This is a genomic window from Lysinibacillus sp. NPDC059133, assembly GCF_042755925.1.
GTDB lineage: Bacteria > Bacillota > Bacilli > Bacillales_A > Planococcaceae > Lysinibacillus.
The window spans coordinates 1-12,688 of the sequence record NZ_JBHZDH010000053.1 but is presented as its reverse complement, the minus strand read 5'-3'; the positions used below and the strand labels follow the sequence as shown (position 1 = coordinate 12,688).

The 12,688-nt window shown below is 33.7% G+C and carries 17 protein-coding genes and 2 pseudogenes; 11 read left to right on the top strand and 8 right to left on the bottom strand.

Going from position 1 to position 12,688, the window contains the following annotated elements; genetic code table 11:
• Positions 1–88: 88 nt before the first annotated feature.
• A complete protein-coding gene (locus tag ACFXN8_RS21275; RefSeq protein WP_376074002.1) occupies positions 89–229 on the bottom strand; it encodes a hypothetical protein in 141 nt (46 codons plus the stop codon).
• A 1,053-nt stretch (positions 230–1,282) separates the two neighbouring features.
• Here ACFXN8_RS21275 and ACFXN8_RS21270 point away from each other — a divergent pair.
• Positions 1,283–2,005, top strand: coding sequence for a peptidoglycan recognition protein family protein (locus tag ACFXN8_RS21270; RefSeq protein WP_386847540.1), 723 nt, complete (start codon positions 1,283–1,285; stop codon positions 2,003–2,005).
• A gap of 347 nt (positions 2,006–2,352) precedes the next feature.
• Here the strand turns inward: ACFXN8_RS21270 and ACFXN8_RS21265 are convergent, their stop codons facing one another.
• Together ACFXN8_RS21265 and ACFXN8_RS21260 are read right to left on the bottom strand one after the other, a co-directional pair.
• Positions 2,353–2,784, bottom strand: a complete 432-nt coding sequence (locus tag ACFXN8_RS21265; RefSeq protein WP_386847539.1) for a hypothetical protein — start codon at positions 2,782–2,784, stop codon at positions 2,353–2,355.
• Positions 2,785–2,835: 51 nt separating this feature from the next.
• Positions 2,836–3,168 (bottom strand): hypothetical protein, encoded by a 333-nt coding sequence (locus ACFXN8_RS21260; RefSeq protein WP_386847538.1) that lies wholly within the window; start codon positions 3,166–3,168, stop codon positions 2,836–2,838.
• 733 nt (positions 3,169–3,901) lie between these two features.
• Between ACFXN8_RS21260 and ACFXN8_RS21255 the strand changes: the two genes are divergently transcribed.
• Both ACFXN8_RS21255 and ACFXN8_RS21250 read left to right on the top strand, forming a co-directional pair.
• Positions 3,902–4,207 carry a hypothetical protein gene (locus ACFXN8_RS21255; RefSeq protein ID WP_386847537.1) on the top strand — a complete coding sequence of 102 codons (306 nt, stop codon included), beginning with the start codon at positions 3,902–3,904 and terminating at the stop codon, positions 4,205–4,207.
• A gap of 81 nt (positions 4,208–4,288) precedes the next feature.
• A pseudogene (locus ACFXN8_RS21250) lies at positions 4,289–4,543 on the top strand (N-acetylmuramoyl-L-alanine amidase); the annotation flags it as partial.
• A gap of 686 nt (positions 4,544–5,229) precedes the next feature.
• On the opposite strand, the gene ACFXN8_RS21245 reads toward ACFXN8_RS21250, so the two are convergent.
• Positions 5,230–5,361, bottom strand: a complete 132-nt coding sequence (locus tag ACFXN8_RS21245; RefSeq protein WP_376073997.1) for a YjcZ family sporulation protein — start codon at positions 5,359–5,361, stop codon at positions 5,230–5,232.
• Positions 5,362–5,564: 203 nt separating this feature from the next.
• Between ACFXN8_RS21245 and ACFXN8_RS21240 the strand changes: the two genes are divergently transcribed.
• The 6 genes and pseudogenes from ACFXN8_RS21240 to ACFXN8_RS21215 all read left to right on the top strand — a co-directional run bounded on the left by ACFXN8_RS21240 (position 5,565) and on the right by ACFXN8_RS21215 (position 8,864).
• Positions 5,565–5,807, top strand: a complete 243-nt coding sequence (locus ACFXN8_RS21240; protein WP_386847536.1) for a hypothetical protein — start codon at positions 5,565–5,567, stop codon at positions 5,805–5,807.
• A 59-nt stretch (positions 5,808–5,866) separates the two neighbouring features.
• Positions 5,867–6,129, top strand: a pseudogene (locus ACFXN8_RS21235) (HNH endonuclease).
• Positions 6,130–6,131: 2 nt separating this feature from the next.
• The gene (locus tag ACFXN8_RS21230; RefSeq protein WP_386847535.1) at positions 6,132–6,401 is read left to right on the top strand and encodes a hypothetical protein; all 270 of its coding nucleotides are present in this window, start codon (positions 6,132–6,134) and stop codon (positions 6,399–6,401) included.
• A 528-nt stretch (positions 6,402–6,929) separates the two neighbouring features.
• Positions 6,930–7,325, top strand: coding sequence for an NUDIX hydrolase (locus ACFXN8_RS21225; RefSeq protein WP_386847534.1), 396 nt, complete (start codon positions 6,930–6,932; stop codon positions 7,323–7,325).
• A gap of 227 nt (positions 7,326–7,552) precedes the next feature.
• Positions 7,553–8,116 carry a hypothetical protein gene (locus tag ACFXN8_RS21220; RefSeq protein ID WP_386847533.1) on the top strand — a complete coding sequence of 188 codons (564 nt, stop codon included), beginning with the start codon at positions 7,553–7,555 and terminating at the stop codon, positions 8,114–8,116.
• A 598-nt stretch (positions 8,117–8,714) separates the two neighbouring features.
• Positions 8,715–8,864 carry a YolD-like family protein gene (locus ACFXN8_RS21215; protein ID WP_386847532.1) on the top strand — a complete coding sequence of 50 codons (150 nt, stop codon included), beginning with the start codon at positions 8,715–8,717 and terminating at the stop codon, positions 8,862–8,864.
• 241 nt (positions 8,865–9,105) lie between these two features.
• On the opposite strand, the gene ACFXN8_RS21210 is transcribed toward ACFXN8_RS21215, so the two are convergent.
• Both ACFXN8_RS21210 and ACFXN8_RS21205 read right to left on the bottom strand, forming a co-directional pair.
• Entirely contained in the window at positions 9,106–9,252 is a 147-nt protein-coding gene (locus ACFXN8_RS21210; RefSeq protein WP_075807256.1) for a YjcZ family sporulation protein, read from the bottom strand.
• A gap of 244 nt (positions 9,253–9,496) precedes the next feature.
• A complete protein-coding gene (locus ACFXN8_RS21205) occupies positions 9,497–9,691 on the bottom strand; it encodes a DUF4177 domain-containing protein (RefSeq protein WP_376073988.1) in 195 nt (64 codons plus the stop codon).
• A gap of 138 nt (positions 9,692–9,829) precedes the next feature.
• Here ACFXN8_RS21205 and ACFXN8_RS21200 point away from each other — a divergent pair, with 138 nt between their 5' ends.
• Positions 9,830–10,081 (top strand): hypothetical protein, encoded by a 252-nt coding sequence (locus ACFXN8_RS21200; RefSeq protein ID WP_386847531.1) that lies wholly within the window; start codon positions 9,830–9,832, stop codon positions 10,079–10,081.
• Between the two features lie 17 nt (positions 10,082–10,098).
• Here ACFXN8_RS21200 and ACFXN8_RS21195 read toward each other — a convergent pair whose 3' ends face one another.
• Together ACFXN8_RS21195 and ACFXN8_RS21190 are read right to left on the bottom strand one after the other, a co-directional pair.
• Entirely contained in the window at positions 10,099–10,221 is a 123-nt protein-coding gene (locus ACFXN8_RS21195; RefSeq protein ID WP_376073986.1) for a hypothetical protein, read from the bottom strand.
• Between the two features lie 221 nt (positions 10,222–10,442).
• Positions 10,443–11,453, bottom strand: a complete 1,011-nt coding sequence (locus ACFXN8_RS21190) for an LptM family lipoprotein (RefSeq protein ID WP_376073985.1) — start codon at positions 11,451–11,453, stop codon at positions 10,443–10,445.
• A 654-nt stretch (positions 11,454–12,107) separates the two neighbouring features.
• Here ACFXN8_RS21190 and ACFXN8_RS21185 point away from each other — a divergent pair.
• Positions 12,108–12,560, top strand: coding sequence for a hypothetical protein (locus tag ACFXN8_RS21185; RefSeq protein ID WP_386847530.1), 453 nt, complete (start codon positions 12,108–12,110; stop codon positions 12,558–12,560).
• Positions 12,561–12,688 lie beyond the last annotated feature (128 nt).

Genomic DNA, 12,688 nt, shown 5'->3' with positions numbered 1-12,688 from the left:
TTATATTTGCACAATGGTTATTAGTGACTACGATTCAAAATGGAATAGAAAAGAGATAGGAGAGAATAACCCCTATCCCGATAGAAAATTACTTAATTAAACTACAAAGGTTTCCAAGAAAACTACACATAGGAGTTATCTCTACGTTACTAGCTGATGCTGATGCAGGAGCTACTACTGAAACAGTGAGTAATGATACAAGCAATAATTTTGATAATTTCTTTTTCATTAAACACACCACCTTGTTGTTTTATTATTCATATTTTAAGATTATTTATCAGTTTTGTATATGTGTTTTTTGAAAATGATTGTTTCGTATGATTTATTCGACAAGAACTCTAATGATAGGCGTTAGGACAACAATGAAATCGTTAACTGATAGATTTGGGTCAACAGATTATAAGAAAACAAGTAAGGATGTAAAAGCCTCTGGTTAAATCCACAAATTATCGATCTGGGTCATCTACAAGTTTCAGTTAAGGAGAGCAAACATGAACGTACTCACATTTGAAATACCAGGAGTCATTCAGCCTAAAACTGCATCAAAAATTTGTTGCAAAAGTTGATGTATCGATATCGTCTCATTAGCTTATCTCAGGATCGTTTCCAAAGTCTGAGGCACAAATACAGCAAGAACAAATCGAAGCGTTGAAACATGTGATTGTAGAATTATCTCTATTGGTTGGGGTGTTATGGAATAGGTTCAATGATACTAGTGGGCTAGTTATCGCATGGGTAGGGTTGATAGAAAAAGGAACAAATATCAGCAATTTAAAAGAGGTTGTGTTGTATAAATGGAGAAGCAACATAACGAAAACAAGTAAACGCAGCAAAAGCTAGCGTTTTTTTTATGCCTTCCACAGATAATTGTGGAGGGATTTTATTTTGCAATTAATAAAATGAGGATGAGGAATATGAGTATGATTGAATGGTTACAACGTGTTTAAAAAATCAGATAGTTCAAAGTTAAATGTATAGTTTAGGCTAAATTTAGGTGCCAATACAATTGATTTCACAATAGGTTTGCTCAAAACTAGGTTAAATAAAAAGGTAAAGTTCCGTAGTAGTGGAATCGCTAGTAAATTAGTATTATTGATCATACTTGGTTATAAAATTCCAGTTGCACTTCTTATGCTAGAACCGTTAGGAATTAGCGTATTGTTATTGGTTATTAATTGAGCGAAATAAATTGAATTCTGAATCGTTTTAAATTGACGGATGATAAAAATATAGATCCAGGTATTGATTTTTTCAAAAATACGACAAGAGGGGAGATGAGAAAATGACTTATATTATAGAAAAACGCTTAATGTCAGGATTGCCCAACGTAGCTTTAACTGCGATTAAATATGTTATTGCTCATGAATCTGGCAATTCGAATAATTATGGACCGGATGCTTTGGAAAATGAACTAGCTTTTATGAATCAAAATAAAGCGACTGCCTTTACTTCACACTGGGTAGGCGGTGGTGGACGGATCGTACAAGTCGCGCCAGTTAATCGTGTGCAATATGGCTGTGGTCCTATAGGTAATCCACTTAGCTATGCACAAGTAGAGTTGGCTCGAACAAATGACAAAGAGCAATTTAAAAAGGATTATGCCGCTTACATTTGGTTACTAAGAGAACTTGCAAAAGAGGCTGGAATACCTATTGTACTAGATAGTAGTGGCAATGGTATTAAGACGCATCGTTGGGTCGCAGATACTTTAGGTGGTACAACTCATAATGATCCATTTCCGTATTTACAAACTATGGGAATCACAGATGAACAATTCAAGCTAGATATTAAAAATGGTTTAGATAAACAACTACAAACAGAAAAGGATGATGTCATTATGCAATTTACAAACGAAACTACAAAAGCAGCAGTACGTGATTACATCAAACAATCTGTCGATAAAAAGCTGATTGATAAGTCATGGCTAGATAAATTTGACCAAGGCACTTTGACAGGCGGCGATTTTGAAGGACTAAAAATCATCATTGCACAACGTAGTAACTAACAGCAAAGCCTAGGTACTCAATAATTTTGAGCCTAGGCTTTTTATTTTTTTGCACAATATTTATCAAAAAATTTTCAAATCATACTTTTAAATGGTATTTGACAAGGAGCAAACATCTGCTAACCGTTATCTCAAATGCTCGTACATCTTAAATGAACGTAGTACGCAAGGAAATTAAACAGCGTAGAAGCAAGGCTCATCAATCAGCAGCACCACCAAATGAAAAGGGTGTAACACAACACAACACCTCACAAATAAAAATAGCACTGCTCAGAGCAGTGCGTTTCAAAGGTCTAGTTGCATAAAAAGCACCATAAATGATTTACAGTACTTATTTAGATCATTGATTATATCCCTAAAACAGAAATGAACTTAGTTGATGAACTTTTTTGTTCAATCCAAGATTGAAATTCAGTAATCATTGAAATAAGTTGTTTGCTATTTGTATCATAGTTTTCTCTAAACTCTCTCTCAGAATAGTTGTAAGGAAAGCCTATCACATCTTTTAATGAACTAGGATTAGGATTACTATCTAAAAATTGTTTCATACTTTTCAGTTCTATATTAATTAGACTCCATGTGTCTATTTCTATTTCATTGAAAGAAAAGTAATCAAATTTCTTGTAGCATTTCTCTAAAGCAGGCAAAATGTATCCAAAGTTTTCTTCTGTCAAGAAAATAGAAGAAGTATTCCAACATTCACCTTTATATTGATCAGGTAGAACCTCTATATAACAAGAACCTTCAAGTGAATGAATATCGTAAATTATTTCAATCATTTAATCTTTTCCTTTCCATCTATTAAATTCCACAAAAAGAAAGTGTTTCTTCTAAATATATACTATAAAAAACGTTACGCAAGGGAGAAGCTGAACAATTTGAGTATAAAACGAAAGAATAGCGACATGAAACAGGAAATAGACATATTCGTCTATTTCCTGTTCCATAGTTTTTAATTTAGCTTTATGTTTAGTTTTTGGAATCGAGTGAAACTGCTCGTATCGACACATTCTACATGAGCAATGAACTTTACCTTTGCTCAATCTGCCACGTACAGGCATGAAGTCACTTTCTCTTAACTTAACGTCTTTTAAAATGGCCCATTTCTTTCGAATAATTCGCTCTCTCTGATGGCGAATATAGGCTTTTGAACGATTTTTCATAAATATCAGCTCCCTTGAGAAACCCAAGCTTGCATGGAGGTCAAGGGATTTAACGGCACTCCCTACAAGCTTGGCATGTAGCTGATAGATTGGATTAATTGATTCATAGTATCATTCCTTTTTAAGAAAAAGCCGCAACGTCGTCACACGCTACAGCTCGAATTGGTTTATACCCTTTGATGGTGTTCACGACATCATTATATCACACGGTAGGAGGCAAACCTATGTTGAAAAGGCAAAACAAGGTAACGAGAGAAAATGTATTGCAGTGGATTGAAGAATACAGCTGGATGATTGAGTCAATTGAAGAAGTGAGGCAGGGTTGATAACAATAGCTACATTGGTCATTACTTATTCCTTACTAAAGGTATAGATAATGTTAAAGTAGAACAAATAATGCTGTTTGCTACGTGCGATTTACTATGATATGAAATATAGTGATGAATTAGGTAAACAAGTATGGAATATAGTAGAGCAATTCAATCTTGAAAGTTTAGTTTTTTACGGTGTATATAGGGACGTTGTACGGGGATTTATAACTGAGTAAAATTTTAAACATTATGCATTCAACAATCATCTGTGGAATGCTTTTATTATTTGCTATGAGAGCAATCGAGATGGGCAACAGTATATGTTACTGAATCTCAATACGATTTATAGTTAAATTTATTGTCTAAATTTAGAGGGAAACCTTTCCTTTTGTCGAATTTGTAGAAGAAAGGAGAGGATTACTGTGCAAGAAGTAAAAAGTAGTCAAGAAACCATCATTGCAGAAATCAGAGCGTACCAAGAATTTATCGATGAATGGGAACAAGAATTATTGAAGGTACAAGCTGATTTGGATAAATGCAAAGAACGAGTTTTGCTGTTAAATGAATTAAAACAACGTGTTACTCCTGGCTCAAGAACTGAAACCGTAAAGACGAATATTAATATAGCCGTGGATGAAGTAGTAGAGCTTACTAAAAAAGAATCTCACTTAAGTGGGAATATTAAAACTTATCAAGAGTTTGTATTTGAATTAAATAAAATGCTTTAATATCAGGCCTTCCACAGATTTGATTGTGGAGGGCTTTTATTATGCAAGAAAAAGGAGTGTATAATATGGGAGGCATGAATTCATTGTGGTGATGGTGGTGGAAACAACGATCCTAACGCACTAAAGAAAGGTAACCGTATTTCTATTGGAGTCGAAATCTGCTACAGCAAAAGCGGTGGAGCTCGATATGTTGCTACAGAACAAAATGCTGCCCAATATATCGCTAAGCTATTAAAGCAGTTTGGTTGAGGCATTGAGCGAGTGAAGAAGCACCAGGACTGGAACGGAAAATACTGTCTGTCCAAGAACAACTTTTTAAAGCGTAAAAAAGATGCAGTGGAATAAAACTTATTACTGCACAACGTGGAAATATACCTAAAGTATTTTATCAAAAATATACAAATGACCAAAATGCTTAATTGCTGTCTTGGTCGATTTTTTTATTGTTTTTTGATGCCCATATAGATAAGAACATAAAGAAAAGAGTTAATGTGGTTTTTGATATGTTTGCTACCAAATTCACTTTGCCGAATTTAAAGTAATCATATGCAGCGAAAGTTAAAAATAAACCAAAGAAACCTACAATAACAAAGATAATATTTCGAATTTATATCGCATCCTTTAAGTGACTTCTAAAAAATATTATTCTAATCTCATTTGTGTTTTATTCATTAGCTTACCGCTTTGAAAAGCAATAGAAGCACTAGAAAACGATGTTTTGCCAGCATAAGTATATATTTTGAATCACCAGATTCAGAAATTAATTCTCCTATTGGCTACACAGAAGAAACAGGCAATAACAACTAAATAGACGTTTGCAGAAACGTCAACACTGCAAAGCCACATCTATATGTTGTGGTTTTTTTTGCCTTGAGAGGTTGAGCATGAAATTGAAAGAGGAAAATTTAAAAGGATCACCCGGAGGATAGTGACCCTTAATAATGATTTGGAGGTGTAAGGTTAAATTAGTATTACCTTACACTAGTTATGAGCATTATATGCGGCATTGGTGGTATTGGGTATTAATAACATCTATTCATAAAACTAGTTCCGACAATAATCAGAAGAATGAATAGAACAACGACTAAAGCGAATGGGTTTCGTTCGCGACGTTCTTCGCGACACTCTTCGCGAAATTCTCCGCAGTATCCCATAAAATATCCCTCCTTTCTATAATCTATAATATGTATAGTTTTCAAAAGGGGTTGCGATATTTATCTTAGGATGCGTTAGAAAAATGTTTAAAAATAAATATGTTAAAAATAGGTATACACTATCAAGAAAAAATAATAGATGTTAGCTAATCGGGTATGGCTTTTTATTATGCATTTAACTATGAATTGTGGAGGGATGAACAATGGAACTTACAAAAGAAGAAAAAATTGTATTAATATCAATGGTTACTGATTGTTTAGATGTTGAAGCACTTATCGAACTATGTGGAAAAGAAACTATTAGCAAGCTTGATGTACTGTCAATTGATATGGTAGGTAATACAACACCAAATAAGATGAATGAGATTGGCCCAAGTGTAGTAAAGAAATTAGTTAATAGTATCTTAGATGATGAACTACCAACACGATTGGAAGGTAGTGAGTAAGATTGGTTAAAGAAGCACGTAAACAAGAACTGATACAGCATATCCTTGATGGTGAGCTTATGAAGTTCTATAAATCAAACGAGTGGATGCAGTTACGACAAGAAGCTTTGAAGCGTGATAACTATGAATGTCAGTTATGTAAACAGCTGGTCGCTATCACAAAGCCGAAAATGTTCATCATATAAAAGAAGTAAAGACTCATCCACATCTGTCATTGACTCTAAATAATTTACAATGCTTATGCATTAAATGCCACAACGAAGTACATGATCGTTTGGAATCAACACGTAAATATAAATATGCAAATGAAGAGAGGTGGTAGAGATGCAACTTACTGATGGCACATGGACATATGATACAGATATTATCAATGTTGCAGCTACAAAGGAGTATCGTTATTGGTATGAGCGAGACATGCTCAACGCCTTTATTCGTTACGCTTACTATCGATACAATCAGATAAGAGATTGTGTCAATGCTCGCAAGTGTAAGCACATGACGATTGATAAAGTCCGTGAGCAATTAAATTCAACTTATAAACTACAATTCACGTGTTGTTATCAGTTTCGGCTGAAGAAATTTGGTACATGTTGATAGAGTTGTATTTTTGTATCAACGCAGAATTGTAACTGGGTGTGTTGAATTATGAGGTCACTAGTTGAATTTAATGATTTAACTTCTTTAGAAGAAAAAATTAAGGTTCCCTGATGAAGGTCGAGGAGCATCGAACACCTGGGCACAGCATTTTATGTACTTAAACTCCCATGAAAGAACTTAATCATCTTTCATTTTCTGTGGTGAAGAGCTGATTTTTGTCGGGGTCTTTCCTCACATTCAAATAAATAATACAAATAGAAATTAATTAAGAAATCGCCTTTTCCATGTTAAGCTGCAGGTGAGTTTTGTGGAGGAATATGAGTTTGTGAAGAATTGTACTTAAACTCCCATGAAAGAACTTAATCATCTTTCATTTTCTGTGGTGAAGAGCTGATTTTTGCGCTTCATGGATGGCTAACGGGTGCTTTCCTTAAAGATGGGATTCCACAGAGATCCCATCTTTTTCTTATTCAACTAACGATGCAGGATTTGGAATAAAGGTTTATATAAAATGGGGGAATACATTTGCGAAATCGAGGTTCAGTAGTTTTGATTAAAGATAAAAAGGTAGGACTGATTAAGAGGGTTCGAGAAGGTTCAGTTTATTATGTGTTTCCTGGTGGAGGAATAGAAGATGGAGAGACACCTGAAGAAGGAGCTAAAAGAGAAGCGTTAGAGGAATTAGGTGTTACGGTTAAAGTTGGTAAGTGCATTGCAACAATCGAATTTAATGGAACTCAATACTTTTTTCTTGCTGAGATAATGGATGGCGATTTCGGCACAGGGAAAGGTGAAGAGTACACAGATAAGAAAAGACAACCTGGAACATATCTACCGATGTGCGTAGATATAAACCAGTTATCTTCTATTGACGTTAAACCAAAAGAATTAGCTATAAAAATACAATTGTTATTCAATTAACGGGTGCTTTAGTTGAATAAGAGCTACTAAAAAATCGTCAAATTTATTATGAAAATTTAATACTAAATTACCAAAAAAAGCATGTTGATTAATCTTTATTTATAATATGCTTTCTTTTCATTTACTATAAAAAATGTTTTTAGAATTACTTTTAATCAAACTTTATTCCAAACCAACGCCTCCGAATTGGAGGTGTTTTTATTTTTGAATAGATGGAGGAGAATCACATGAAAATTCAAAAGGTCGAGTTAAAAGAAGTAGAAGTTGTAGAAGTTGACGGTGAATTTGAAAAGCGATTTATTAACTCGAAAGTACACCCAGCCTTTTTAACGAACGCTGCCGTGAAAAAAGGTTATGATACAGGCCTATTAGAATCGAGTTTATTTGAGGATTTACTGAAAATAAAGGGACTTGAAACACTTATTACTCAATCCGATGAAGAAGCTTCCTTTGAGTTATTGAATGCTTTTGATGAGCAAAAATTAATTGCTGTTATTTATCTAGCTGCAATTGGCGCCAATAAAAATCTTGGATTATCCTTTGATGAATTTTTAGAAATGTACCATTATCCATTAACAGATACAATCCAACTTTATGCCAATTTGATTGTTGGATTATTGAGTGAATCGAATGAATTTCTCAAGCTTTACACAAACAAACGAAAAAATCCCCCAAAAAACAACACCACCAAAGCTAGTCATCAAGCATGTGGAGGACCTTTACACACTCTACGTATTAATAGCAGGCATCGAACCCCGAAATTTTTTGGCATGGTCCAATCGCAACAGTAGAGCGTATTTATGCAAATAAACTGGCGTTTGATGGGTGGAGTAATAGCCTGATAGGAGAGTGAGTACATGGCTAACAATAACAATGAAGTTTAATGGAAAATCATTCAGGTTCTGAGAGTGCTTTATTATATAATCAAGTAGATAAAAATGAATTTATAGAGTTAAACTCAAATGTAAGAAATGAGGTTAATGCATTCCAATATTCATCATCCGATAATGAAAGACAAACTCACGTTGAAAAGTTGGAAGTAGCAATAGCAAAATTTAAAAAATTAATGTATGTATTTCTGAATCTTGTATGGAATGAATTTTTATTAAGTACCTGGGCTTTTTTTACTATGTATTATTCGTATATTTGATAATTAGAGGTATACTTTATAAGAAATCCTTAATAGGATAGATGAGAGAAAAAAGTGGTTAAATTGGACTATGCATTAAACAGAAGTTGAAAACACAGCATATATTAAGAGACTAGCAAAGCTAATTTAGCCGGGCTGGTCTTTTTCTATTCCCATAATTTTTTCTTGCCAAAACCAAACGACGGTTCTAACACGTATACAAACGTACGTTCCTGATTAGCGAGAGGAGAGTGATTGTTATGTTAAAAGATCGTGGAAATATGAAGTGGACAGCGATGACGTTGCCTGAACATTTAGTGAAGATTCGAGAATGGAAAGAAGAGCAATTTCACGACAAAAAGCGAGAATTAACGGAATGGGAACTAGAGGAGATTGAACAAACAATATAACGAGCCTTTAAGTTGCGAAAGTTAGTAAAAAGCGATATGGGGACAAATACAACTATGGTGATTGCGAATATATCGAAGGTTTTGGAATGACATATTTTGATGATGTAGATGGTCAGCCTGTAAAAATCAGTGAGGATGGCAATGTACATGTTGTGTATTAATTAATTTGCTGAACATTTTCAGGAACGAATCTATTAAAGGGTCACCATGCTGGGAGGGCGACCCTTAAATCGGAAAAATGTTAATACTCTCTATGCATGAAAGTAGCGCCGATAATAATTAGAAGTATAAATAGAACAACAATTAAGGCAAATGATGAACCATTACGATTACCGCCACCGTAATAGCAACCTTCATTTATGCCACCAACATTTCCATAGTATCCCATAAAGTATCCCTCCTTTCTACAATATATAATATGTTAGCTGTAGAGAAGGAGTGGGGTGTTAAACCATTCAGCTACAGGTATTAAAAAATATTTTTTTGTGAGATAAGACAATAAAAAAGGGTCACTTGGGATAGGAGTGACCCTTAGTAACAAAATTCGGAGGTGTAAGGCTAAATTAGCTTTACATTACTATTAATATGACGTGGTAGCTATGTTTGTATAGTTTATAGCCTGAAAAATAGATTTATGTATTTTGTGGTCTTTCGAAAATTAGTTCATGGTAAGTACCTAACCCAGGTGCAGAAGTGAAATCAGGAGTTAAGATTTGAATAAATCTCCAACCTTCTTTTGCGTGATTTTTAATTACTTCTCGATAATCTTCGGTAGGTCTGCCTGTTATTTTTTTAAACTCAATTTTTACAAACTTATATTCGTACATTAGAAACAACTCCTTTTTAACCAGATTATAACATAAAAAAGCCGCAGCGTTTGCACACGCTACAGCTAAGAATTGGTTTATGCCCTTCTATTTAGGCTAGTCAGATAACAGCATTATAACACATAGGAGGGCAAAACTATGTTAAAAGGGCAAACGACAGTTAAAAAAGAGAATTTACATCAGTGGATTGAGAATTATCGTTGGATGGTTGAAACGATTGAGAAAGCTAGGCAGCCAGTAGCAAATGTCGACAACAACAGTTACATTGGGGCTAAAACAGCTATGTATGGTATTGAGGCAACACTACCTAAAGCAAGTGGTGGTACGAATGATCCAGTCTTTATTGAAGTACAACGTCGTGTATATTTAAGTAATAAACGCATTCGCTAGTAACTTTCCGTCTTTTACTAATTTCCCCAGCCTAACTTTCGATATTTCCAATACCTCAGATGCGATGCTTCTGCTGCAGATAGCAATTCTTCATTCAAAAATTCTAGAAGTTCCTCAGTTGATCCAAATTTGTATTCCATTTACTCACCTCGCTTTAACATAAATAGAGTAAGTCTTATGATGTGAATTAAGATTGCGATTCCGTACAGCGCAATTAATACATAATCTAAAGTTGATGGATTCTAATTATTATGATTGTACTGGGAATTAATAAAGCAATATTTGTATAACCAAATCGTCTAAGCACTTTTTTATACGTGATATTATTTGGAGCAGGAGGGGTTAACCTCCTTTGAGTAACTTATTTTTTATTTACTGGTACAACTACTGTTACTTTTTCTCCAACAAATCTGTTATCTTTTGAAGTACTATCAAATACAAATTTTAATTCTTTGACACCTTCTAAACCTTCTTCTCCTAAATCAAAAATAACCTCACCTTTTTGAATTACTTTACCAATAAATTCAGATTCAAAATGGGAAATCATTACATTTGAATCAATTTGACGCTTTGTATCAGTGATCATTTTAGATGTGCTTGGGTGGAAATCAACAGTATCGTCGGATAAATTTTCTCCTGTTATAGATAGGATAAGTACATTTGTTTCAGCAGCAGTTTCAATTAGTTCAGGATTTTCTGCAACTAGTTTAGCTGTTTTCATTCCATCGATTGAAAATTCAACATCAGCACTTTTATGTTTTTCAGTTGGTGCTTCAAATAGATCAGTGATTGTATATGTACCTGCAAAATCATTTTTCACTACCTCACCAACATTTGCTTCTGTTAAATTATCTGCTTTATTTGCTTTGCTTTCTTCTTTGATTTCAATGTTTGTAGAACCTTTTACAGCTGTTTCAAGTGAAGCGGCATACTTAGCAAATTCATGATCTTCCATATCACCATTCATTTGTAATAAAAACATGCCACTTTGATGAGTGTGAGAATAAAACATAGGACCTGAATTTCCTAATTCATCATAATAACTCTTTGCTTTTTTTAGACTTTCTTCATTATCGAATAAAAATAATCGACCACCTGAATCATCACCAAGAGAAGGAATTAAAATGCGTTTACCTTCTTTTCGGATGTTTCCAAATTCATCTTTTGGTAAATCTGAAACTTCTCCTAGTTCTAGACCATTATCTTTAAAATGTTTCATTACGTCATCTACTGTTTTCGCTAGAACTTTTTGTGGTTCTTCAGTTTTAGTATCATTCTCTTTTTGTGGCTCTTCCTTAGCTTTGTCTTCTCCACAACCAGCCAAACCTAAACTTAATACTAATGCTGCACTAAAAATTAATTTTTTCTTCATATGTAAAATCCTCCCTCGATATTACCATTCTAGGTAATATTGAGTAAAAAGTACATAAAAAAAACAGACAACTGTGATTAGTTATCTTATTCTCCAAAAAGACACGGCCGTATTATTTGCATTTATTCTTAGCTAAAAGTGAAAAAAGGTGAAATCGAAACATTATTAACTATGACTCAAAACCTTGCGATAAGAACCTTTCCGAATACATATGAAAGAGGGTAAAAGCATGAACGCTCACGATATATATAAGCGTTCATGTTTTTTGATTCCTAGGTATATCAAGGTTTGTAAGGGTGATTTTAAAAAATTGGGATATTCATTTGGCTATTTCGCAGAGGGGTATAACAAGGGGCAAAGAGGTGACAAAAACAATTGTCAAATCTTGATATATTTACAGATAAAGAAACAGGCAATTACTACTGAATAATGACGTATGCAGCCTTCACTTGAAAGAAGTGAGGGCTATTTTTATTCTTACATTAGTTCACTGTACGTGTGTTTCTAAAAATAAACGAAAGCCTCCTTTCATAGAACCATTATCATTGTAGTAGTCTCATTTATTATATGTAAATTTATATGGAAATAATTAAATTTATAGGTATAATTTATTATGTTCATTATTATTATCGTTACTTTAGGAGGTGTTTTAGAATGGTTTTTAAATTGGTATTAAATCATATTTTTAAAGCTGAAACCGAAGAAGAAAAATTGAAAGCTTCCGTTATTTATGGTTGGTCTTTAATAGCTGTCACTGTAATATCCTTTTTCCTGATAAGCGTTGTAAATAACTCTGTCGCTGAATTATTTGCTTTAATATTGTTAGTAGTAATCATACTATTCATAACTAGATATAACTCTGTAAAACCTTTGTTGGGTGCAGCTTCTGCTGGTATAAGCGTTGTTGCATTTACAGCAGTATTGGAATCAGTTTTTTCTAGACGAAATGATAGTTCTGCAACAATGGGCGCTATTTTTGGCGTAATATTAGTTCTTGGATTAATTATTACTAAAAATTGTATCATGTCATTATATTATTTATCCCGTGAAACTTATAGATTCTATAATTACAAAACAAAATGTACAAGCCTAGAAGAAACAATTTAATTTACAAATATTTGAGAAGCCACATCTAACAAGTGAACTGCACCCCAATTGTTAGACACAATCTAACAATTGGAGGTGCAGTTTTTCTATGGCTAAATTTAGTGCAGAAGAAAAATTACAAGCTGTTG

Excerpts from the sequence above, each read along its gene's own strand:
- ACFXN8_RS21275 (WP_376074002.1), bottom strand. The coding sequence starts at position 229 with ATGAAAAAGAAATTATCAAAATTATTGCTTGTATCATTACTCACTGTT.
- ACFXN8_RS21270 (WP_386847540.1), top strand. The coding sequence starts at position 1,283 with ATGACTTATATTATAGAAAAACGCTTAATGTCAGGATTGCCCAACGTA.
- ACFXN8_RS21265 (WP_386847539.1), bottom strand. The coding sequence starts at position 2,784 with ATGATTGAAATAATTTACGATATTCATTCACTTGAAGGTTCTTGTTAT.
- ACFXN8_RS21260 (WP_386847538.1), bottom strand. The coding sequence starts at position 3,168 with ATGAAAAATCGTTCAAAAGCCTATATTCGCCATCAGAGAGAGCGAATT.
- ACFXN8_RS21245 (WP_376073997.1), bottom strand. The coding sequence starts at position 5,361 with ATGGGATACTGCGGAGAATTTCGCGAAGAGTGTCGCGAAGAACGTCGC.
- ACFXN8_RS21240 (WP_386847536.1), top strand. The coding sequence starts at position 5,565 with ATGGAACTTACAAAAGAAGAAAAAATTGTATTAATATCAATGGTTACT.
- ACFXN8_RS21230 (WP_386847535.1), top strand. The coding sequence starts at position 6,132 with ATGCAACTTACTGATGGCACATGGACATATGATACAGATATTATCAAT.
- ACFXN8_RS21220 (WP_386847533.1), top strand. The coding sequence starts at position 7,553 with ATGAAAATTCAAAAGGTCGAGTTAAAAGAAGTAGAAGTTGTAGAAGTT.
- ACFXN8_RS21215 (WP_386847532.1), top strand. The coding sequence starts at position 8,715 with ATGTTAAAAGATCGTGGAAATATGAAGTGGACAGCGATGACGTTGCCT.
- ACFXN8_RS21210 (WP_075807256.1), bottom strand. The coding sequence starts at position 9,252 with ATGGGATACTATGGAAATGTTGGTGGCATAAATGAAGGTTGCTATTAC.
- ACFXN8_RS21205 (WP_376073988.1), bottom strand. The coding sequence starts at position 9,691 with ATGTACGAATATAAGTTTGTAAAAATTGAGTTTAAAAAAATAACAGGC.
- ACFXN8_RS21200 (WP_386847531.1), top strand. The coding sequence starts at position 9,830 with ATGTTAAAAGGGCAAACGACAGTTAAAAAAGAGAATTTACATCAGTGG.
- ACFXN8_RS21195 (WP_376073986.1), bottom strand. The coding sequence starts at position 10,221 with ATGGAATACAAATTTGGATCAACTGAGGAACTTCTAGAATTTTTGAAT.
- ACFXN8_RS21190 (WP_376073985.1), bottom strand. The coding sequence starts at position 11,453 with ATGAAGAAAAAATTAATTTTTAGTGCAGCATTAGTATTAAGTTTAGGT.
- ACFXN8_RS21185 (WP_386847530.1), top strand. The coding sequence starts at position 12,108 with ATGGTTTTTAAATTGGTATTAAATCATATTTTTAAAGCTGAAACCGAA.